This is a genomic window from Photorhabdus africana (genome assembly GCF_035181445.1).
GTDB classification, from domain to species: domain Bacteria; phylum Pseudomonadota; class Gammaproteobacteria; order Enterobacterales; family Enterobacteriaceae; genus Photorhabdus; species Photorhabdus laumondii.
On sequence record NZ_JAXBVE010000026.1, the window covers coordinates 19,873 to 42,270 of the forward strand.

22 protein-coding genes are annotated in these 22,398 nt (G+C 43.2%); 14 read left to right on the top strand and 8 right to left on the bottom strand.

Annotated elements, in window-relative coordinates:
• Window positions 1-36 precede the first annotated feature (36 nt).
• From SLS51_RS14930 to der, 7 genes are all read left to right on the top strand, one after another.
• Entirely contained in the window at window positions 37-474 is a 438-nt protein-coding gene (locus tag SLS51_RS14930; protein ID WP_323839496.1) for a tetratricopeptide repeat protein, read from the top strand.
• A gap of 121 nt (window positions 475-595) precedes the next feature.
• A complete protein-coding gene (rodZ, locus tag SLS51_RS14935) occupies window positions 596-1,624 on the top strand; it encodes a cytoskeleton protein RodZ (RefSeq protein WP_323839497.1) in 1,029 nt (342 codons plus the stop codon).
• 71 nt (window positions 1,625-1,695) lie between these two features.
• Window positions 1,696-2,817 carry a flavodoxin-dependent (E)-4-hydroxy-3-methylbut-2-enyl-diphosphate synthase gene (gene ispG, locus SLS51_RS14940; protein WP_323839498.1) on the top strand — a complete coding sequence of 374 codons (1,122 nt, stop codon included), beginning with the start codon at window positions 1,696-1,698 and terminating at the stop codon, window positions 2,815-2,817.
• Between the two features lie 236 nt (window positions 2,818-3,053).
• Window positions 3,054-4,331, top strand: a complete 1,278-nt coding sequence (gene hisS / locus SLS51_RS14945; protein ID WP_323839499.1) for a histidine--tRNA ligase — start codon at window positions 3,054-3,056, stop codon at window positions 4,329-4,331.
• A gap of 11 nt (window positions 4,332-4,342) precedes the next feature.
• Window positions 4,343-4,963: a YfgM family protein gene (locus SLS51_RS14950; RefSeq protein WP_323839500.1), complete on the top strand. Its 621-nt coding sequence runs from the start codon at window positions 4,343-4,345 to the stop codon at window positions 4,961-4,963.
• A gap of 14 nt (window positions 4,964-4,977) precedes the next feature.
• The gene (gene bamB / locus SLS51_RS14955; RefSeq protein ID WP_323839501.1) at window positions 4,978-6,150 is read left to right on the top strand and encodes an outer membrane protein assembly factor BamB; all 1,173 of its coding nucleotides are present in this window, start codon (window positions 4,978-4,980) and stop codon (window positions 6,148-6,150) included.
• A 290-nt stretch (window positions 6,151-6,440) separates the two neighbouring features.
• A complete protein-coding gene (gene der, locus SLS51_RS14960) occupies window positions 6,441-7,922 on the top strand; it encodes a ribosome biogenesis GTPase Der (RefSeq protein WP_323839502.1) in 1,482 nt (493 codons plus the stop codon).
• A 24-nt stretch (window positions 7,923-7,946) separates the two neighbouring features.
• On the opposite strand, the gene SLS51_RS14965 is transcribed toward der, so the two are convergent.
• From SLS51_RS14965 to hemF, 3 genes are all read right to left on the bottom strand, one after another.
• Window positions 7,947-8,264, bottom strand: a complete 318-nt coding sequence (locus tag SLS51_RS14965; RefSeq protein WP_323839503.1) for a protealysin inhibitor emfourin — start codon at window positions 8,262-8,264, stop codon at window positions 7,947-7,949.
• A gap of 160 nt (window positions 8,265-8,424) precedes the next feature.
• Window positions 8,425-9,534 (bottom strand): metalloprotease PrtS, encoded by a 1,110-nt coding sequence (prtS, locus tag SLS51_RS14970; RefSeq protein ID WP_323839504.1) that lies wholly within the window; start codon window positions 9,532-9,534, stop codon window positions 8,425-8,427.
• A gap of 233 nt (window positions 9,535-9,767) precedes the next feature.
• Window positions 9,768-10,676: an oxygen-dependent coproporphyrinogen oxidase gene (gene hemF / locus SLS51_RS14975; protein ID WP_323839505.1), complete on the bottom strand. Its 909-nt coding sequence runs from the start codon at window positions 10,674-10,676 to the stop codon at window positions 9,768-9,770.
• Between the two features lie 137 nt (window positions 10,677-10,813).
• On the opposite strand from hemF, the gene SLS51_RS14980 reads away from it, so the two are divergent.
• Window positions 10,814-11,257 (top strand): GNAT family acetyltransferase, encoded by a 444-nt coding sequence (locus SLS51_RS14980; protein WP_323839506.1) that lies wholly within the window; start codon window positions 10,814-10,816, stop codon window positions 11,255-11,257.
• A gap of 138 nt (window positions 11,258-11,395) precedes the next feature.
• Here SLS51_RS14980 and SLS51_RS14985 read toward each other — a convergent pair whose 3' ends face one another.
• Complete coding sequence (locus SLS51_RS14985; RefSeq protein ID WP_390904679.1) at window positions 11,396-11,812, bottom strand: YgiW/YdeI family stress tolerance OB fold protein; 417 nt, start codon at window positions 11,810-11,812, stop codon at window positions 11,396-11,398.
• A gap of 174 nt (window positions 11,813-11,986) precedes the next feature.
• On the opposite strand from SLS51_RS14985, the gene SLS51_RS14990 reads away from it, so the two are divergent.
• From SLS51_RS14990 to cysM, 6 genes are all read left to right on the top strand, one after another.
• Window positions 11,987-12,595: an RpoE-regulated lipoprotein gene (locus tag SLS51_RS14990; RefSeq protein WP_323839507.1), complete on the top strand. Its 609-nt coding sequence runs from the start codon at window positions 11,987-11,989 to the stop codon at window positions 12,593-12,595.
• Window positions 12,596-12,962: 367 nt separating this feature from the next.
• Window positions 12,963-13,985: a sulfate ABC transporter substrate-binding protein gene (locus SLS51_RS14995; RefSeq protein ID WP_323839508.1), complete on the top strand. Its 1,023-nt coding sequence runs from the start codon at window positions 12,963-12,965 to the stop codon at window positions 13,983-13,985.
• On the top strand, window positions 13,985-14,818 hold the full coding sequence (gene cysT, locus SLS51_RS15000) for a sulfate/thiosulfate ABC transporter permease CysT (RefSeq protein WP_323839509.1): 834 nt from the start codon (window positions 13,985-13,987) through the stop codon (window positions 14,816-14,818). Before SLS51_RS14995 ends, cysT begins: the two co-directional genes overlap by 1 nt.
• The gene (cysW, locus tag SLS51_RS15005) at window positions 14,818-15,663 is read left to right on the top strand and encodes a sulfate/thiosulfate ABC transporter permease CysW (protein WP_323839510.1); all 846 of its coding nucleotides are present in this window, start codon (window positions 14,818-14,820) and stop codon (window positions 15,661-15,663) included. Before cysT ends, cysW begins: the two co-directional genes overlap by 1 nt.
• A 14-nt stretch (window positions 15,664-15,677) precedes the next feature.
• Entirely contained in the window at window positions 15,678-16,766 is a 1,089-nt protein-coding gene (gene cysA, locus SLS51_RS15010; RefSeq protein ID WP_323839511.1) for a sulfate/thiosulfate ABC transporter ATP-binding protein CysA, read from the top strand.
• A 138-nt stretch (window positions 16,767-16,904) separates the two neighbouring features.
• Complete coding sequence (gene cysM, locus SLS51_RS15015; protein ID WP_323839512.1) at window positions 16,905-17,786, top strand: cysteine synthase CysM; 882 nt, start codon at window positions 16,905-16,907, stop codon at window positions 17,784-17,786.
• 249 nt (window positions 17,787-18,035) lie between these two features.
• On the opposite strand, the gene crr is transcribed toward cysM, so the two are convergent.
• From crr to cysK, 4 genes are all read right to left on the bottom strand, one after another.
• Window positions 18,036-18,545 carry a PTS glucose transporter subunit IIA gene (crr, locus tag SLS51_RS15020; RefSeq protein WP_015833547.1) on the bottom strand — a complete coding sequence of 170 codons (510 nt, stop codon included), beginning with the start codon at window positions 18,543-18,545 and terminating at the stop codon, window positions 18,036-18,038.
• 48 nt (window positions 18,546-18,593) lie between these two features.
• Window positions 18,594-20,321 (bottom strand): phosphoenolpyruvate-protein phosphotransferase PtsI, encoded by a 1,728-nt coding sequence (ptsI, locus tag SLS51_RS15025; RefSeq protein WP_323839513.1) that lies wholly within the window; start codon window positions 20,319-20,321, stop codon window positions 18,594-18,596.
• A gap of 309 nt (window positions 20,322-20,630) precedes the next feature.
• On the bottom strand, window positions 20,631-20,888 hold the full coding sequence (gene ptsH / locus SLS51_RS15030) for a phosphocarrier protein Hpr (RefSeq protein ID WP_021323875.1): 258 nt from the start codon (window positions 20,886-20,888) through the stop codon (window positions 20,631-20,633).
• A 552-nt stretch (window positions 20,889-21,440) separates the two neighbouring features.
• Window positions 21,441-22,394, bottom strand: a complete 954-nt coding sequence (gene cysK, locus SLS51_RS15035; RefSeq protein WP_323839514.1) for a cysteine synthase A — start codon at window positions 22,392-22,394, stop codon at window positions 21,441-21,443.
• Window positions 22,395-22,398: the final 4 nt, after the last annotated feature.

The window sequence follows — 22,398 nt, forward strand, 5'->3', positions numbered from 1 at the left end:
CGTTACAATGGCATATCTTTGATCGGTGGGGATGGAATGATAAGGAAATCGTTATCGGGAATGATGGTTGTTGCCGTGGTGGTTGTTATGTTGTTGGCTATGTTGTTGGCAGGCTGTTCCAATCAACTAACAAATGGCAATCAACAGCGAAAAGTCGCAGCAGAAACCCGGATTCAACTGGGAATGGCCTATCTGGCTAAAGGTAATTTACCTGCCGCCAGATATCATTTTGATAAGGTTTTACTGGCAAAGCCAGACCATTATCAGGCTCAATTAGGTATGGCGTTGTATGAGCAATATTCGGGTCAGCCGGAAGCTGCTCGTCAACGTTACAAAATGGCGATGCAGTACGCGCCAGGAAATGATACGGTATTGTATCATTACAGCGTTTTTCTCTGTGAGCAGGGGCAGTATGAAGAAGTCAAAACTCTGTTTACTGGGAGCCATGCTGACAGGCGTGTTTGTTATCAGTGATTTGCCGCTAGTAAAATAGCAAATCTATTTCGCCGCGCAGGCCATTGTGTAATTTAAAGATTATAGCAAGGCGTCGGCGCGAAGTTTTTCACAACCTGAACAGTACCGCGTCTTCTTGCTAATGAATACTGAAACGACTCCAGAACAAGCTTATTTAACCGCAGGTCAGCTCCTGCGTCAGGCTCGTGAACAACACGGGCTAACCCAGCAGACTGTAGCTGATCGCTTGTGTTTAAAACTTTCTACTATCCGTGATATTGAAGAGGACAATATTCCAGCCACTATGGTACCGACTTTCCTGCGTGGTTATGTCCGCTCTTATGCTAAGTTGGTACAAATTCCAGAAGCAGAAATTCTGGCAATTTTGGATAAGCATACCCCGGCAAAAACAGCGAAAGTTTCACCGATGCAGAGTTTTTCGTTGGGTAAAAAACGTAAAAAACGCGAAAGTTGGTTGATGTGGATTACGTGGTTGATTATTTTAGTCGTAATTAGTTTGACGGGAGCATGGTGGTGGCAAAACCACATAGCCCAACAGAAGGAACTGATTTCGATGGCTGATCATTCCGCGGCTAAGATTGCTCAGAAAAAAGCCAGCTCAGAGGATTTACCCACTGAAAATCACGATCAGGTGGCACAGTTACCGGCCCGCGATCAGGCAACAAGTGAGCCGTCAGCATCTGCCGCTTTAGCCGAAAATACCGTGGCCGCGAATAATACCAGTAGTCATCATCAGGAAGTGGCTCAATCTGCGGCATCAACGCAAAATCAAGTGGTGAAAACACCTGAAACTCAATTAGCTGGTAACGGGCCACGGACTCAGACGGCTCCGTTGCCAGCTAATCAAGGGACAGCTCAAGTACCAAGTGTGTCTGAAAATAATTCAACGGCAGTCGCTGACAGTAATAATCTGATGATGAGTTTTAAAGCATCCTGTTGGTTGCAAATTGTTGATGCAAAAGGAAAAAAATTATTTAGTGGAACTAAACATAAGGGTGACCATCTGAGTCTCTCTGGCTCATTACCTTATGAGTTAACTATCGGTGCTCCGGCTGTTGTGGATGTACAGTTCCGGGGGCAAGCTGTCGATTTAAGCCGCTTTGTTAAAGAGAGTCGTATCGCGCGTCTTAAAGTACCGGCAGCACAATAAAAGGCCTGTTACAGTAGGGCATAGTTGTAGTTTTATCAGTGAACACATGGAAGTATGGGAGAAACACCAGTATGCATAATGAATCGCCGATAAAAAGACGCAAATCTACGCGTATTTATGTAGGCAATGTGCCTGTCGGGGATGGCGCACCCATTTCGGTGCAGTCAATGACAAATACACGTACTACAGATGTGGAAGCGACTGTTAAACAGATTAAATCGCTTGAGCGTGTTGGGGTTGATATTGTTCGCGTATCAATACCAACGATGGACGCCGCGGAAGCATTTAAGTTGATTAAGCAACAAGTGAGTGTTCCTTTGGTTGCAGATATCCATTTTGATTACCGTATCGCGCTTAAAGTTGCAGAGTATGGTGTCGATTGTCTGCGAATTAATCCTGGCAATATCGGTAATGAAGCGCGTATCCGTGAGGTTGTGGCTTCTGCCCGTGATAAAAATATCCCAATCCGCATTGGTGTAAATGGCGGATCATTGGAAAAGGATCTTCAAGAAAAATATGGTGAGCCAACCCCAGAAGCGTTGGTGGAATCGGCTATGCGCCATGTGGATATTCTTGACAGACTTAATTTTGACCAGTTTAAAATCAGTGTAAAAGCGTCGGATGTCTTTCTGGCGGTTGGTGCTTATCGCTTGTTAGCTCAGAAGATTGATCAGCCATTGCATCTTGGTATTACCGAAGCGGGAGGGGCACGCGCAGGCTCTGTAAAGTCAGCTATTGGTTTGGGTATCCTCCTGTCGGAAGGCATCGGTGATACCTTGCGTATTTCTCTGGCGGCTGATCCTGTCGAAGAAGTTAAAGTGGGTTTCGACATTCTGAAAGCATTACGTATTCGTTCCCGTGGTATAAACTTTATCGCTTGTCCAACTTGTTCCCGGCAGGAATTTGATGTTATTGGCACAGTGAATGCCTTGGAACAGCGTTTAGAAGATTTACTCACACCGATGGATGTTTCTATTATTGGTTGTGTGGTTAACGGGCCCGGCGAGGCCGAGGTTTCTACTCTGGGTGTCACCGGCGCCAGAACGAAAAGTGGTTTTTATGAAGATGGGATACGGCAGAAAGTGCGTCTTGATAATGCTGATATGATCGATCAGCTTGAGGCTAAGATCCGTGCTAAAGCATCAATGCTCGATGAAAATAAGCGCATTAGCATAAGTCAACTGGACAAATAATGTATCTGATACTGGATCATCGTGATGATGAGCCAGCGTTGTTTTGTTTGTTAATTGAAGCTCGTTGGTATTCGCTTCTATACCCTATGGATTTCAAGATGGATCGCGACGGCAAGGGAGTGAATCCCCGGGAGCATAGATAACGATGTGACCGAGTGCAGCCAACAAAGAGGCAACTTGAAAGATAACGGGTATATAATCAACATCATTTTTGAATCATTAACTAGAGATAAGACGTGGCAAAAAATATCCAAGCTATTCGAGGCATGAATGACTACTTGCCGGCAGATACGGTTATCTGGCAGCGTATCGAAACTATTTTGAAACGAGTACTGGCGGGTTATGGTTATAGCGAGATCCGCACACCGATTGTAGAGCAGACCCCGTTATTTAGACGGGCTATTGGGGAAGTCACTGATGTGGTTGAAAAGGAGATGTATACCTTTGATGATCGCAATGGTGAAAGTGTGACCCTACGCCCTGAAAATACCGCAGGTTGTGTGCGTGCCGGTATTGAACATGGTCTGCTGTACAATCAGGAACAGCGCGTATGGTATTTAGGGCCAATGTTCCGTTATGAGCGTCCACAAAAAGGCCGTTACCGCCAATTTTATCAGTTAGGTGCTGAAGTTTTTGGTCTTCAGGGGCCTGATATTGATGCCGAACTTATTTTATTGACTGCTCGCTGGTGGCGTGAGCTCGGTATTTTTGAGCATGTGACGCTTGAACTGAATTCCATTGGTTCGTTGGCGGCACGCGCTAATTACCGCGAAGCGTTGGTGGCTTTTCTTGAGCAGCACCAAGATAAGCTGGATGAAGATTGCAAACGCCGTATGTACAGCAATCCATTACGTGTTCTGGATTCAAAAAATCCAGAGGTTCAGCAACTTCTTAATGATGCGCCGGAACTGTTTGATTATCTTGATGCCGAATCAAAGGAACATTTTGATAGCCTGTGTGCACTTCTTGATGGGGCGGGTATCAAGTATCGGATTAATCAGCGTTTGGTTCGTGGCTTGGATTATTATAACCGCACAGTATTTGAATGGGTGACAACGGCACTCGGGGCTCAAGGGACGGTCTGTGCCGGTGGTCGGTACGATGGGTTGGTTGAGCAACTGGGGGGCCGACCAACGCCTGCGGTGGGTTTTGCCATGGGGATGGAGCGTCTGATTTTGCTGGTGCAAGAAATTAATCCAGCATTTGTCACGGAGCGGGCAGTTGCAGATGTTTATCTCGCTTCTTTTGGCGAAGGTAGTCAGCAAGCGGCATTGATTTTGGCTGAACAGGTACGTGATACGTTGCCCCAATTGCGTTTAATGATGAACCACGGGGGAGGGAACTTTAAGAAGCAATTGGGGCGTGCGGATAAACAAGGCGCCAAAATTGCACTGATTCTCGGTGAGGATGAAGTTCGTTCTGGTCAAGTAGCCATTAAAGATTTACGTACAGGTGAACAACAAACGTTGTCACAAAGCGAAATTGCGGCTCGTTTGGTTGAACTGTTAGGTTAAGGAGAGACTCTGTGGAAGTCTATACCAATGAAAACGAACAAGTAGACGTGATTCGTCGCTTTTTTGCCAATAATGGTAAAGCCTTGGTTTTTGGGCTGGTGTTGGGTGCTGGGGCGTTGATTGGCTGGCGTTATTGGCAATCTCATCAGACAAATCAGTTGCAGGAAAGTGCAGAAGCTTTTGAACGAGTAGATCAAGGATTAATTACCAGTACAAAAGAGAGTCATGCGGCTGCCGAAAAATTTGCCAGTGAAACGAATAACAGTTATGGCGTGATGACGCATCTGCATTTGGCTCAACTTGCTGTTGAAAAGAATGAATTAACTAAAGCAGATCAATTTTTATCTGCGGCGACCGGTCAGGTAAAAAATGAGGATTTGCAGGCTCTGGTGAATATTCGCCTAGCCAGGGTTCAATTGGCGGAAGATAAAGCGGATGCCGCGCTGAAAACATTGGAACAGGTCAAAGGTTCCGGTTGGGTTGCCGTTGCGGAGGATATCCGCGGTGATGCACTGGTGAAAAAAGGCGATATTGCCGGTGCCCGCGCAGCGTATACCAAAGGTTTGAGCTCAAATTCACCACAGGCGATCAAATCGATGTTAAATCTTAAATTGAATAACTTATCCAGCTAAGGGGAATTCTTTCAATGCAACTGCGTAAAACACTCTTGGTTGGTTTAGTGGCTTCCGTTCTGCTAGCCGGTTGTTCAAGTGAGCAAGACACAGTAACGATGTCACCATTGCCACAGGTCGAAAATCAATTTAACCCAAGCGAAGTTTGGGATAAATCTGTCGGTGATGGTGTAGGCCGTTATTATTCTCACTTGACGCCAACTTGGCAGGGCTCCGCTGTTTATGTTGCTGATCGTCATGGCATCGTTAAGGCGTTGGACATTGATAGTGGTAAAGAGATATGGTCGGTGAATCTGGCGGAAAAAGCGGGTTTGCTCTCTTCTCGTATACCAGCATTGCTCTCTGGTGGTCTGACCGTTGCTGGGGATCATCTATATGTCGGTACTGAACGTGCCAAAGTTATTGCATTGAATACCAAAGACGGCCAAGTTGCCTGGCAATCTGACGTTGCCGGTGAAGCGTTGTCGCGTCCTGTGGTGAGTGATGGTCTGGTGCTGATTCATACCAGTAATGGGATGTTGCAGGCATTAAGTGAGTTAGATGGCAAGGTGCAGTGGTCCGTTAATTTGGATACACCATCATTATCATTGCGTGGTGAATCGGCGCCTGCCGCGGCTTACGGTGCTGCCATCGTGGGGGGGGATAATGGTCGTGTCAACGCTGTCTTGATTTCTCAAGGGCAGTTGATTTGGCAACAACGTATTTCTCAGGTAACCAGTTCTACAGAAATCGGTCGTCTTAATGATGTTGATACGACACCGGTTATTTCTGATGGCGTGATATATGCAATAGCTTATAACGGTAATCTGGTGGCGCTTGATATGCGTTCAGGTCAGATCCTCTGGAAGCGCGATTTGGGTTCAGTGAACGAGATGGTTGTTTATGGTGATAATATCTATATTGTTGACCAAAACGATCGTGTTATGGGTCTGCGTCAAAGTGATGGTGTCACTTTGTGGACTCAGACAAAATTGCAACACCGTAATTTAACCGCGCCTGAAATGTATAATGGCTATCTGGTTGTCGGTGACAGTGAAGGTTATCTGCACTGGCTGAATATGGATGACGGTAAGTTTGTTGCTCAACATAAAGTTGATAGTTCCGGTTTAATGAGTCGTCCGGTTGTTGCCAGTGATAAATTGATGGTACAGGCGAAAGACGGTACGGTTTATCTGTTTACCCGTTGAGTTTTGCTTACTGCCTGTTTACCGGAAATAAAGTAAAGCGTTATACCCTATGGATTTCGAGATGCATCGCGACGGCAAGGGAGTGAATCCCCGGGAGCATAGCGAACTATGTGACCGGGGTGAGCGAGTGCAGCCAACAAAGAGGCAACTTGAAAGATAACGGGTATAGTTATAGTCCTACGGCTCCTGGAGAGAACAGGAGCCGTTTCGTCTTTTTAGTGCTCTGTTGTGATTAACACTAGATGAACAGCGGAGTACTAATTTCAAATTAAGTCATGAGGCATCAACAAATGATACCTGTCGTCGCTCTGGTAGGGCGCCCAAATGTGGGTAAGTCCACATTATTTAACCGTTTAACCCGTACAAGAGATGCGCTGGTAGCGGATTTTCCAGGTCTGACTCGCGACCGTAAATATGGTCGAGCTGAGGTTGAAGGACAGGAGTTTATCATCATTGATACCGGTGGTATCGATGGCACTGAAGATGGTGTGGAAACCCATATGGCAGCTCAATCTTTGATGGCGATTGAAGAGGCCGATATTGTTCTGTTTATGGTAGATGCTCGTGCCGGGCTTATGCCAGCAGACCACGCGATAGCAAAACATCTACGTGGGCGCGAAAAAGCTACTTTTTTGGTCGCGAATAAAACCGACGGTGTTGATATTGATACCGCTATTGCTGAATTTTATTCCCTTGGATTGGGGGATATCTATTCTATCGCGGCTTCTCATGGTCGTGGTGTCACTCAACTTATCGAACGAGTATTGTTGCCTTTCTCCGGTAAAGGTGAAGAAGAAGTGGTTGAGTTGACTGAGGAAGAGGCCAACGCAGCTTATTGGGCAGAGCAGGAACAGAATGAAATTGAGATGGTAGAAGAGGAGGAGGATTTTGATCCATTAACTCTGCCATTGAAATTAGCCATTGTCGGTAAGCCAAATGTGGGTAAGTCTACGTTGACTAACCGTATCTTGGGTGAAGAAAGGGTTGTGGTTTACGACATGCCAGGCACTACCCGTGATAGCATTTATATTCCAATGGAGCGGGATGGCCGTGAATATATCCTTATTGATACTGCGGGGGTACGTAAGCGGGGTAAGATCACTGAAACGGTTGAAAAATTTTCAGTCATCAAAACCCTTCAAGCGATTGAAGATGCTAACGTTGTATTGCTGGTGATCGATGCGCGAGAAGGCATTTCCGATCAAGATTTGTCATTATTGGGTTTTATTCTTAATAGCGGGCGCTCATTGGTTATTGCGGTCAATAAATGGGATGGTATGTCACAGGAAGATAAAGAGCGTGTGAAAGAGATGCTGGATTATCGTCTTGGTTTTGTTGACTTTGCCAGAGTACATTTTATCTCTGCTTTACATGGTAGTGGGGTGGGGAATCTGTTTGACTCGATTCTTGAGGCTTATGATTGCGCCACTCGTCGTGTCAATACTTCACTGCTAACTCGTATCATGCATATGGCCGAAGAAGATCATCAACCGCCGATGATCCGTGGTCGCAGGGTGAAAATGAAATATGCTCATGCTGGTGGTTATAATCCGCCAATTGTTGTGATCCACGGTAATCAGGTAACCGATTTGCCTGATTCTTATAAGCGTTATCTGATGAACTATTTCCGCCGATCCCTAAAAGTGATGGGGACGCCCATTCGGATTCAATTTAAAGAAGGGGCGAATCCCTATGCTGACAAACGTAATACGTTGACACCAAATCAAATGCGTAAACGTAAACGTCTGATGGCGCATCTGAAAAAGCGTTAGTGCTAATAGGAAAAGGGGTGGTGATTAACCACCCTTTTTGTCGGCGTTCCATATCTGGGTAATGATTTCTGGTGCATCTGACTCAGGAAGGGTGAAGTGGTGTTCTTCATTTCCATTGACGATACTGAGCAGATAATAATCTTGATCAGGATATGGTGCTGATAGCATAGAATCGGAAAAGTTTTGTTCTATGGCTTGAAGAAATAACAGTTGTTGGTGTGAAGACAATGATTCTAAATTCACTGTTTTGTCTTGGTTAAGACCAGGTGTAGCGGCAAATCCTCCTTGTAGGGAAATTGTGATTTTACTATCAGTTGTAAGTTTGAGCGTTTTATTATTCATGATATACCAGTTTTTTACGGTTATTTTTCAGGTCTCTTTAGTATAGCGTGAAATTCGTCGTTAACAATTTTAGTATCTTCTATTAGATATATTTTTTTACTAGTCAGGTATTACAAATAATAAAATATCGCTGGCGTTACACCAGCGATATGTTTATAGATTACTCTTCAGTTTTATCTTTATTTTTGTCCTTGTCGCCGCCCTTATCGTCTTTATCTTCCTTCACTTTAACGCCCACTTCTGTCCAGCTATCAATCGTTGCTTTTTCAACATCCTCATCAAATAACTCACGAGCATGTTTAATTGTTAATTTAGCGAAGGATAAGAAGTTAGTATCACGTGCAAGATCTTTATCCAACAATGTGTTGTACCATATTTTTCCTGCTCTTTCCCAGGCATATCCACCTAATTTTATCGCCAGGTTATAGAAGGCTTTATTAGGAATACCCGAATTAATATGAACACCACCATTGTCTCGATAAATCGGCAAGTCTTTATAATCGTCCATATGACCAGGCTGTGGATCTTTACCAAGAGTTTCATCATCATATGCACTGCCAGGGTTTTTCATTGAACGAATCCCTACGCCTTTAACGTCTTTGCCCAGTAACTCACTACCTATAATCCAATCCGCTTCTTCAGCTTTTTGTTTCAGATAATGTTGTTTTACTAATGTACCAAAAACATCTGCTATTGATTCATTCAACGCGCCAGACTGGAAGAAATAGACCAAATCTGCTGTTTTTTCAATAACACCATGTGATAATTCATGGCCGATCACATCGACAGAGGTTGTAAAATCATTAAAGGTTTTGCCATCTCCGTCGCCAAATACCATTTGTCCGTTGCCCCAGAATGCATTCATATATTCTTCGCCATAATGCACGGTGGCAATCAATTTCATTCCTTTATCATCTAATGAGTTGCGATTAAAAATTTCTTTATAGAAACTGTAAGTTGCTTCTAAATATCTATATGCATTATCAACTGATTTATCTCCGTTATCTGGATCTCCTTCATCTCGTACTAATTTTCCTGGCAACTTGCGTTTATTTTCTGCATCGTGAATAGAACGATGTATAGTTGTTTTGGTAACTTTATCATCATCGTCGGAATCATCGGAAGATTCGTTAATAACATTGTCCAACATTAAACTCTTAGTATGATTTAATGTCATTAATACTTTCTTCTTTTTATTGTCATTATTATAAATATTTTGAAGAATGTACGGTGGTATTAAGCCTCTGTAGTTATTGTTTTGTATTTGCATAAAATATCTCCTGGAATAAATTTTTAGTTATTAATTAGAGGTACTCTTTAGGTACGGGTTCATATTAACCACGTTTCCAGCAGATAGTCATCAGGTCTAACCTGCTTCTTTTGTGTTAAGGGGTTGTTAATAACTTGTTAATGTTTTTTATGTGAGGGATTCTTGAATTGGCTGTAATAAAAATATAAATAGTTAGGAATAGTTTTTTATAATATTCCTAACATGATAAAAAATCATATCCAGTTTTTTGCTGGTAGAAAGTCGATATATAAAGTAGCTTCCGCAGATTCTGGTTCAGGGTGATAATCATATTCCCAACGTACTAATGGTGGCATGGACATTAAGATAGATTCTGTTCGTCCTCCGCTTTGTAATCCAAATAAGGTTCCTCTATCCCAAACGAGGTTAAATTCTACATAGCGACTACGGCGATATAATTGAAATTGCCGTTCACGTTCACCCCACGATATGTCTTTCCTTTTTTCTACAATCGGTAAATAGGCAGAAAGAAAACCTTTACCTACATCTTGAGTGAAATTGAAACAATGTTCAAAGTCAGGTGTATTTAAGTCGTCATAAAATAAACCACCAATTCCACGGGCTTCGTTACGATGTTTAATATAGAAATAATTATCACACCATTCTTTATATTTTGGGTAAACATCTTCTCCATAGGGCTGACATATATTTCTAGCAGTGGTGTGCCAATGAATAGCATCTTCCTTAAAACCATAATAAGGTGTTAAATCAAAACCCCCACCGAACCACCACACTGGCGCTTCACCTTCTTTTTCTGCAATAAAGAACCGAACATTAGCATGGCTGGTTGGTATATAGGGATTCAAAGGATGAATAATGAGAGAGACGCCCATGGCCTGATAATGACGACCGACCAGTTCAGGACGGTGAGTTGTTGCTGATAAAGGAAGCATATCTCCTGATACATGAGAAAAATTAGCGCCTGCTTGTTCGAATATCGTGCCTTCTTTCATAATTCGACTACGGCCTCCGCCACCTTCTTCTCGTTGCCAGCACTGCTCAGTAAATTTCTCTTTACCATCTATTTGTTCCAGTTGTTGGCAAATTTCATCCTGTAATGAAAGGAAAAAAGATTTAATCTGATTAATGTTTGGTGTATTCATGGTTCTTTTCCCATTATGGTGTGGTGAGCGCTATATTATAGCTATTAGTGGAAGAGAACGCATTTTCGTATTGATTCCGGTGTTAAAGCGGAGATAATGAGAAAATAGTTATTTCAATAAAAACAGGTTGGTTAGGGATGGAAATTCGGGTATTTCGACAAGATGATTTTGAAGAAGTGATCACCTTATGGGAACGCTGCGATTTACTTAATCCTGGTGTTGATCCTGAAGTGGATATCGAGCGTAAATTGACGCATGATCCTGACCTGTTTTTAGTCGCGGAAGTGGTTGGTGAAGTGGTTGGTGAAGTGGTTGGGACGATTATGGGTGGTTATGATGGTCATCGTGGTTCAGCTTATTATTTAGGAGTTCATCCTGAATTTCGCGGTAGGGGAATTGCGAATGCATTAATTGCCCGATTGGAGAAGAAATTGATTGCCCGTGGTTGCCCAAAAATAGTTCTTATTGTTCCTGAAGATAATGATGCCACTATCTATATGTGTGAAAAACTGGAATATGAAGATCGCCACCAAGAGAGCGTTATTTTCAGTAAGCGTTTGATTGTTGATCAGGAATATTGAGTTTATACCCTATGGATTTCAAGATGGATCGCGACGGCAAGGGAGTGAATCCCCGGGAGCATAGCAAACTATGTGACCGGGGTGAGCGAGTGAAGCATAGATATGGCTGAGTGAAAGAATCCCACTCAGCCACAAGCATTAGTTCAATTTGGTGACTTTTTTCACATCAACAGTCATACCATTCCACTCTTTATCGACTTCACCTTCAAGACGGACTCTATCTTGAGGTGTTATCGTTTGACCATTCCAGTATTTATGATCAACTTCGACTTCAACAATTCCTGCATTATCGCGGAATATGAAGTGATCACTGTGGATACGGGATTCAATATGTCCTTCCAGTACGACCCAACTGTCATCTCTCATATTTTTAACTTGTTGGGTGGTGGAAACTCTCGCATTTTGATCGACAAAACCACCTTGTGGTGCTGCTTGGACCGGAGGCTGTGTTGAATCGGGACCAGAAAAACCACCAAATTGCGTCTGTGAGGTTTGAGCCATTGACGGCATACTGAACAAAGTAATCAAGGCGGTGGTTATAAATATTTTTTTCATCATATTGACCTTATCAATAGTAATGACTTTTATGGGGGAGTAATGATACCGCTAAGTTGTATTTTATCAATAAAATATTAATCTAAAGTAATTAATTTAAATATTCTCTGAAACTAACAATCAGATGTGATGTCTCAGTGCCTATCTCTGTATTGAGTCATAAGGGAACCCGTTATGCAGAAGTATACTTTAACTAACATGTTGTCAGGATTACGTTTTGTCACAATAAGTGGTGCATTTTTACTGGCCGGTTGTACGGGGTCATCGGGTTTTTCATGGTCGAATTTGTCTCCTCTTAGCTGGTTTGGTAGCCCCTTAAAAATCTCAGATCAGGGGGTGGGAGAAATAAATGGTTTGACAGCAATGAATAAAGAGGCAATAGAGAAGGGGTTGGATGGAAAGTATCACTTACGCAGTGGCATGGAAACAAAAAATGGTCAATTGGTGACAGTATTTCAAGCAATGGATGGTGATCAATTGAAGATAGCGTTATTTGGTCAGGCCGATGGAAAAGTCAGTCGCATTGAAGTGTTGGATGAAGATATTGAAACCGTCTGGGGAACAAAGGTTGGCATGCCATTTTCGGCACTTTATAGCAAGGCATTTGAGGTTTGCCGAAATACGGTGAGTGAGTCAGAGAAGAGCGCTATTGTCTGCGTATCCCCACAGAGTAAACATGTCAGTTATCTGTTTACAGGTAATTGGAATGGCCCTGAAGGCTTGATTCCTTCTGATGATGTACTGAAAAACTGGAAAATGGAACGTATCGTCTGGAAACGATGAGAATTTCTGATTAAAACATCAACTGAGTCGGTTTGGTGAATTTAATGTTCCTCTTGCGGAGCCGTAACAGGCCCGCATTTTTCATTTAAAAACCTTATTATACCCAATAGATTTCAAGATGCATCGCGACGGCAAGGGAGCGAATCCCCGGGAGCATAGATAACGATGTGACTGGGGTGAGAGAGTGCAGCCAACAAAGAGGCAACTTGAAAGATGACGGATATATTCCTGTCATCTTATTGCGTTTCATACTTTCTAAGTGCAATTTGATATATTAAACGGCGATCGTTATCTACCCTGTTATAAATAAACTAGATACATTAGTCACTGGCGCGTTATTTGATGAAATAACGGATTAAGGTGAAAAATGAAAAAGTATTCAATAAAAAATACGATACTAAACGGACTGGTAGTAGTAACTTTATTAGGCAGCAGTCATGCCTTTGCTGTAGAGCTATTAAACAGCTCTTATGATGTTGCGCGTGAGCTATTTTCTGCACTGAATCCTGAATTTGAAAAACAGTGGAATGAGCAGTATCCACAAGATAAGTTGATAATCAAACAATCCCACGCCGGCTCCTCCAAACAAGCACTGGCAATTCTTCAAGGATTGCGGGCTGATGTAGTGACTTACAATCAGGTAACGGATGTGCAAATTTTGCATGATCGTGGCAATCTGCTCTCGGCTGATTGGCAGAATCGTCTGCCAAATAGCAGTTCACCTTACTATTCCACGATGGCGTTTATCGTGCGTAAAGGTAATCCCAAAAATATTCGTAATTGGGATGATTTAGTGCGTCAGGATGTCAAATTAGTCTTCCCAAACCCTAAAACCTCCGGTAATGGCCGTTATGCTTATTTGGCCGCTTGGGGGGCTATTCAACAGGAAAATGGTGGAGATCAGGGTAAAACTCGCGAATGGATGAAACGTTTCCTGAAAAATGTCGCCGTGTTTGATACTGGTGGTCGCGGGGCAACAACTTCGTTTATTGAACGTGGCTTGGGCGATGTACTGATCAGTTTCGAATCTGAAGTGAACAACATTCGCAAGCAGTATGGTGATGATAAATATGAAGTGATCGTTCCACCGGTGGGTATTCTGGCAGAATTCCCCGTGGCTTGGATTGATAAGCATATTGCGAAAAACGGTACAGAGAAAGCGGCTAAAGCTTATCTGAATTATCTTTATAGCCCACAGGCACAGCAGATCATTACCAGCTTTAATTATCGTGTCAGTAATAAAAACGTGATGGATCAACAGAGAGACCGTTTTCCAGAAACTAAGCTGTTTCGATTGGAAGATCAATTTGGTGGTTGGCCACAAGTGATGAAAACTCACTTCAATACTGGCGGTATACTGGATCAATTGCTGGCCAAGGGGCATAAGTAATGTTTTCGAGATCCAGTAAGCGAGTATTGCCTGGTTTTGGGTTGAGCTTAGGCAGTAGTTTGTTCTATACCTGCTTGATTTTATTGTTACCCCTGAGTGCATTAGTTGTGCAGCTTTCCAGTATGACCTGGGAACAGTATTGGCAGGTGATTGCTAATCCCCAAGTTGTAGCAGCTTATAAAGTGACATTGCTAGCAGCAGCGGTTGCCAGCTTGTTTAATGCGGTGTTTGGTATGTTGATGGCATGGGTTTTAACCCGCTATCGTTTCCCTGGCCGTAGCTTATTGGATGGTTTGATGGATCTCCCTTTTGCGTTACCTACTGCGGTAGCGGGATTGACATTGGCAACGCTATTCTCTGTGAGTGGTTGGTATGGCTCTTTGCTTGGGCACTTTGATGTGAAAGTCGTGAATACTTGGTTGGGTATTGCGGTAGCGATGGCATTTACAAGTCTGCCATTTGTAGTGCGAACGATTCAGCCGGTACTTGAAGAGCTAGGGCCAGAATATGAAGAAGCAGCTCAAACATTAGGCGCTAGTCGTTGGCGAACTTTCTGGCGGGTTGTATTGCCAGAATTGTCTCCGGCTTTAATTGCGGGCACAGCACTCTCTTTTACTCGCAGCTTGGGGGAATTTGGTGCCGTGATCTTTATTGCCGGTAACATTGCATGGCAAACAGAAGTGGTATCGCTGATGATTTTCATCCGTTTACAGGAGTTTGATTATCCTGCGGCCAGTGCTATCGCATCAGTCATATTGGCAATATCGCTGATTTTACTATTTAGCATTAATACTCTGCAAAGCCGCTTTGGTAAACGGATTGGAGGGCATTAATGGTTGAATTATCTGAATCTCATGTAGCGCAACGGCTACCTGTAAATTGGGGTAAATGGGCGTTGATCATAACAGGCGTATTGTTTTCAATCTTACTGTTGGTGATCCCCATTGTCTGGATATTTATGACCGCCTTTTCTAAAGGAATTGAGATAGTCACTGAGAATCTTTTAGATCCTGATATGTTGCATGCCATCTGGTTAACGATACTGATCGCGTTAATTACCGTTCCGGTAAACCTAATTTTTGGCGTCATGATTGCTTGGCTGGTAACGCGCTTTCAGTTTCCGGGGCGGCAATGTTTATTGACGCTGATCGACATTCCATTTGCTATTTCGCCGGTCGTGGCTGGTTTGATCTACCTATTGTTTTATGGTTCGAATGGTTGGGCCGGAAGTTTGCTGGAACCCTATGATATCCAATTGATGTTTTCCTGGCCGGGGATGGCCTTAGTAACGATATTTGTGACTTGTCCTTTTGTTGTTCGAGAGCTGGTGCCGATGATGCTTAGTCAGGGGAGCCAAGAGGATGAAGCTGCGATTTTATTGGGGGCGTCTGGTTGGAAAATGTTTTGGCGAGTGACGTTACCTAATATCCGTTGGGCGTTGTTATATGGTGTGGTTTTGACCAATGCTCGGGCAATTGGTGAATTTGGGGCTGTCTCAGTGGTATCCGGTGCTATTCGTGGTGAAACTTACACATTGCCGTTGCAGGTTGAATTACTGCATCAAGATTACAACACCGTAGGGGCATTTACTGCGGCGGCATTGTTGGCATTGATGGCAATTATCACTTTGATTGTTAAAAGTGCTTTGCAGTGGCGGTTAAGTCGCCAACATGGTTAAGGTAGGAGCAGAATATGAGTATTGAAATTAACAATATTAGTAAATATTTTGGTCGGACTCAGGTTCTGAGCGATATCACTCTGAATGTTTTTTCTGGAGAAATGGTTGCTCTACTTGGCCCGTCAGGCTCCGGTAAAACAACCTTGTTGAGGATTATTGCTGGTTTGGAACAACAAACCGCGGGGAAGCTGAGTTTCCACGGGCAAGATGTTAGCCGTCTGCATGCTAAAGATCGGCAAGTTGGATTCGTATTTCAGCATTATGCACTGTTTCGGCATATGACTGTCTTTGATAATGTTGCTTTTGGATTGACAGTACTGCCACGACGTAAGCGTCCGAATATGGCGGCTATCCGCCGTAAGGTGATGGAGTTGTTGGAGATGGTGCAATTGACACATTTTGCTGAACGCTATCCATCACAACTTTCTGGTGGGCAGAAACAGCGGGTGGCGTTGGCAAGAGCATTGGCTGTTGAACCACAAATTCTATTACTCGATGAGCCATTTGGTGCACTGGATGCTCAGGTAAGAATGGAGTTACGCCGTTGGTTACGTCAGCTCCATGAAGAGCTTAAATTTACCAGTGTCTTTGTCACTCACGATCAGGAAGAAGCGATGGAAGTGGCTGACCGGGTTGTTGTCATGAGGCAAGGGAATATTGAACAGATAGCTACGCCACAAGATGTGTGGCGTTATCCGGCAAGCCGTTTTGTGATGGAGTTCCTAGGTGAGGTCAATCATTTTAGTGGGGAAATTAAAGGCTCTCAGCTATTGATTGGCGGACAGCACTTGCCTCTCAATGTGACACCAATCCATCAGGGGAATGTTGATGTATTCCTACGTCCGTGGGATATCATAATGAACTCGCAACCGACGCCTTCCAGTCCATTGCCGGTACAGGTGACGGAGGTCAGTCCTAGAGGGCATTTCTGGCAGCTTTCGGTTCAGCCTCTAGGCTGGCATCATGAGTCGGTTGCTGTTACTTGGTTTGATGAAACTTCAATACCCACAAGAGGAAGCCGTTATTTTATTGGTGGCACTGAAGCGCGTTTATATGCGGGTGATAAACAATTGCAAACACTGAGTTTAGCCCAAACTGCCTGATAATGATTTAAATTTGGTTGGTACCATTTTGCTCATCTCCTTACCGCCAGGGATGGGCATTTTTTATTTAAAGCCTTGCGATATATTGCTGAATATGGTTATTTCGCTTTTCTATTAAATAAAATTTGGGTAATAGCTGTGGCAAGCTTGGAACATTTTATAGGTAACACCCCGCTGGTAAAATTACAACGAATCACCGATAAGCTAGAGGGGGAAATATGGGTGAAGCTTGAAGGTAATAATCCGGCAGGCTCGATAAAAGACAGAACAGCGCTATCAATGATTCAGCAAGCTGAATTGCGGGGTGAAATTTCTCCCGGTGACGTATTAATTGAAGCTACTAGCGGAAATACGGGTATTGCGTTAGCAATGATTGCCGCAGTAAAAGGTTATCACCTTAAATTACTGATGCCTGATAATATGAGCCTTGAGCGTCAGGCTTCTATGCGAGCTTATGGTGCGGAACTGATTTTGGTGAGTAGAGCAATGGGCATGGAAGGTGCGCGTGATTTAGCTCAGCAAATGGAGCGGAATGGTGAAGGTAAAGTTCTTGATCAATTCAATAACCCGGATAATCCTTTAGCGCATTTTACGACGACAGGGCCGGAAATTTGGCAGCAGACGCAAGGGCGTATTACACATTTTGTTTCCAGTATGGGAACAACGGGAACCATTACCGGTGTTAGCCGCTATTTAAAAAGCCAGTCTAATCGTGTACAGATTATTGGCTTACAACCGGCGGCGGATAGCCATATTCCCGGTATTCGACGCTGGTCGCCGGCTTATTTGCCGGGCATTTTCCGCAAAGAGTTAGTTGATCAAGTGTTGGATATCACTCAGAAAGAAGCAGAAGATACCATGCGTTTGTTAGCTCAGAAAGAAGGCATTTTCTGTGGGGTCAGCTCCGGCGGTGCTGTTGCTGGAGCATTAAGTGTTGCAGCGCAAAATCCAGGTTCTGTTATTGTTACCATTATCTGTGACCGTGGTGACAGATATCTTTCTACCGGCGTATTTAATTAATCTGGTTATATATTTATACCCTGTGGATTTCAAGCTGCATCGCGGCGGCAAGGGAGTGCAGCCAACAAAGAGGCAACTTGAAAGATAACGGGTTATAGCGTGAGTAGAGTAAAAGAGGCGGATAAGCTCTGCTCACACTAGCCAATTTTCACTGGAAAATGATGTAAATTGAAAATAAGGGATAAAAAAACAGCCGTGATTATCGGCCGTTTTTTAATATGAAAATGGTATTGTAAAGTTAAAATGCTGCTACTTTTTAATACGCATAATGGGTGTTTCACCAACAGTGACAGAACCACTCAACTTGGATAATTCTTTAATCTCATCCATGTTGGAAATAACAACAGGTGTCAGGGTTGATTTTGCTCTTTCTTCAAGGAGTTTAAGATCGAACTCCAAAACTAAATCACCTTTTTGTACACGCTGACCTTCTTCAGCAATACGCTTAAAGCCTTCGCCTTTAAGTTCAACCGTATCAATACCAAAATGGACAAATAGCTCAATACCGCTGTCCGATTCGATAGAAAATGCATGGTTGGTTTCAAATATTTTACCGATTGTTCCATCAACTGGTGCAACTATCTTGTTGCCGGCAGGTTTTATAGCGATACCGTCGCCGACAATTTTCTCGGCGAAGACAACATCTGGAACATCTTCAATATTGACAATCTCACCAGATAAAGGTGCGATAATTTCAATAGTGCCGCTGTTTTTTTTATCATCTGAAACTAGAGATTTCAGTTTATCAAACAGACCCATGAATCTTCTCCTAATTGTTTATACTGGACCGCGTTTTAACCGATATTGTTAGCAAAGTGTTTTTTCTTTGATGAAGGTATCAACCAATTCTATCAACCCCTTAGCGGTAGACTGAGTAAGGGCTTGCTCAGCTAGCGCTTTTGCATCTTCGTAACGAGTATTACGAATGATTTTCTTGATGCGGGGAATAGAAATCGCACTCATACTAAACTCATCCAGCCCCATGCCTAATAGCAACAAGGTAGCTCGTTCATCACCTGCAAGCTCGCCACACATCCCCGTCCATTTACCTTCAGCGTGTGAAGCATCGATGGTTTGCTTAATCAGGCTCAATACTGCTGGTAGCATCGGGTTATAAAGATGAGAAATCAACTCGTTACCGCGGTCTACAGCAAGAGTATACTGAGTTAGATCGTTTGTCCCAATACTGAAAAAGTCAACTTCTTTTGCTAGGTGATGAGCAATAACTGCTGAAGCGGGTGTTTCTATCATCACACCCACTTCGATTGCTTCATCGAATTTTTTACCTTCTTCGCGAAGCTGGCCTTTCAGCAATTCAAGTTCTACTTTCAGTTCCTGTACTTCTTCTACAGAAATAATCATTGGAAACATAATACGTAATTTACCGAAAGCAGATGCACGTAAGATAGCACGTAACTGAGAATGTAAGATCTCTTTTCGATCAAGGCAAATACGAATTGCACGCCAACCAAGGAATGGGTTCTCTTCTTTCGGTAGATTCATATAGGGCAGATGTTTATCACCACCGATATCCATCGTGCGTATAATAACCGCTTGGTTGCCTATTGCTTCGGCAACGGCTTTATAAGCTTGGAATTGTTCTTCTTCTGTTGGCAGTGCATCACGATCCATAAACAGAAATTCTGTACGGTATAAACCGACACCTTCTGCACCATTGCGTTCAGCGCCGATCACATCACGGACAGTACCGATATTGGCGCAGACTTCAACCTGATGGCCATCAAGCGTCATTGCCGGGAGATCTTTCAACTTCGCAAGTTCAGTTTTTTCTGACAGATATTCGTTTTTGGTCTTTTTTAGCTGTTCAATTTCCGCATCAGACGGGTTGATGTAAATATGGTTATTTACAGCGTCCAGGATTAGGTAATCACCATTCTGGATTGTTGTCGTCGCCTGAGTGGTACCCACGATTGCTGGCAGTTCAAGAGAGCGGGCCATGATTGACGTGTGGGACGTTCGGCCACCTAAATCGGTAATAAAACCGAGTACTTTTTCCAGATTGAGTTGTGCGGTTTCAGATGGAGTCAGGTCGTTGGCAACCAGAATGACTTCTTCTGAAATGGAGCCAAGATCAACAATGGGCATACCCAGAATGTTTTTCAGCAAGCGTTTACCGATATCACGCACGTCTGTGGCACGTTCTTTCAGGTATTCATCATCTAATTCTTCAAGGGCTTGGGCCTGGGTTTCAATAACAGAATAAACCGCGGCATCTGAGGTTTTGAAATCGTTTTTGATTAACGCAATAATTTCTTGCTCAAGTTCTTCATCTTCCAATAGCATGATATGCCCTTCGAAGATTTCAGCTTTTTCTTCTCCGAGGTTTTTTGCTGCTATGTTCTTGATGATTTCTAGCTGAGATGAGGCTTTTTCACGGCCTTTCTTGAAATGGGAAATTTCTTGTTCGACTTGTTCTTGGCTAATTTTTTTCTGATTGATAATGATTGGATCTTCTTTCAGTAATAGTGCCTTACCGAAAGCAATGCCTGGTGATACTAATATGCCTGAAATCATGATGTTACCTAACTACTAATAATTATTCTTTAAAGAGCCAGCCCACGGATGGTCTGCTGTTTTAGGGCATGCATTTAAACTGATATCCCCAGATAAAAGTTTATCCAGGGATGAGGAACGGCTAAGCGAATACCTGTTTATACCCGTTATCTTTCAAGTTGCCTCTTTGTTGGCTGCACTCGCTCACCCCGGTCACATAGTTATCTATGCTCCCGGGGATTCGCTCCCTTGCCGTCGCGATGCATCTTGAAATCCATAGGGTATATTCACAATCTCTGAATCTTGACTGGTTTTACGGTTAATGGAAAGTTATTCCAGTTCTGCCATCAACTTAACCAGATGCTCGATTGCTTTTTGCTCATCTTCACCTTCAGCAGAAATGGTCACTACAGTGCCTTGAGTAAGTCCCAAAGTTTGTAGCTTAAATAGGCTTTTGGCACTGGCAGTTTTACCACCGGAAGTCAGAGTAATGTCGGAGGAGAAACTTTTGGCTTCTTTAACAAACTGTGCAGCGGGACGGGTGTGTAGGCCATTTGGCGCAGTAATAGTGACTTCTTGCTGGAACATAACGTTTCCTCAATAACTTAGATTTTTGCTATGTAAGTTAAGAACTTGTCATGGACAAATTTTAACTTGAGTGTTTATTCACTGCCTATCCCATTTAAGACGATTTTATTTACCTAAAGAGCGAACTGAGTAATGTTCTGGCAAAAGCGATAAATAGCTCTTGAACGCTCTTTAGTACGACCCATAAGTTCCGGGTCATGTGTGCTGTCTATATTCACTTTTACGGGTAAGAATAAACAGCACTAACGACGTCTACTGAGATAGACTCTCAGGTTGATAATGTAATAAAAATTTTTATTCATTATCAGAAAAATTGTTCTTTCCGATGCTTCTGATTGATAGTTTGAAGTAAAGATAGATCGCGGAACTACTTAACTGAAACTACTACTCCTGCTAATTAATTTCGAGCATCGAAATAATTATTATTGGTTAAATACTAGACCCATTGTAAGAAATCATCTGGCAAAGTGTAAAAGTTTGATCTACCACACAGAAAAAGCACCATTTAGGTGCTTTTTTATCAATAAATCTAAGTAACTTACTTAAAAACTTTTATTCATCAGACAAGTCAGTAAACAGTACACTGCTTAGATAGCGTTCACCTGATGAAGCCAGAATGACGACGATATTTTTGTCTTTATATTCTGGTTCCTGAGAAAGTTTCACTGCTGCTGCAACGGCGGCTCCCGAGGAGATACCGACCAGAATGCCCTCTTTCACCATGATTTCACGTGCGGTTTTGATAGCTTCCTCACTGCTGATTTTGAAAACGCGATCAACCAGTGTCAAATCAAGGTTATCTGGAATGAAACCTGCACCAATACCTTGAATCTTATGGGGACCCGGTTTCACTTCTTCACCGGCCAGAGTCTGGCTGATGACGGGTGATTCTTCCGGTTCTACGGCAACCGTGGTGATATTTTTACCTTTGGTGTTTTTCAGGTAACGGGCAACCCCTGTTAATGTACCGCCAGTCCCTACACCGGTAACAAATACATCTACTTCACCGTCTGTGTCTTCCCAGATTTCCGGGCCTGTGGTTTTTTCATGGATTTCTGGGTTTGCCGGATTGCTAAACTGTTGCAGGATAATATAGCGGTCGGGATCGCTCGCTTTAATCTCGTTAGCTTTCTCAATGGCGCCTTTCATACCTTTAGCGCCTTCCGTCAGTACCAGTTGCGCTCCCAATGCTTTCAATAGCTTGCGGCGCTCAATACTCATGGTTTCTGGCATAGTCAGCGTTAATTTGTAGCCCCGAGCGGCGGCAACATAAGCAAGAGCTATCCCGGTATTACCGCTGGTAGGTTCTACCAACTCTTTCCCGGGTTGTAGGATACCGCGTTTTTCAGCATCCCAAATCATATTGGAACCAATGCGACATTTTACACTAAAACTTGGGTTACGGGATTCTACTTTTGCCAGAATACGCCCATTGCCAAAGTGTTTTAGGCGAATTAACGGGGTACGACCAATAGTCAAAGAATTATCTTCGTAAATTTTATTCATACTC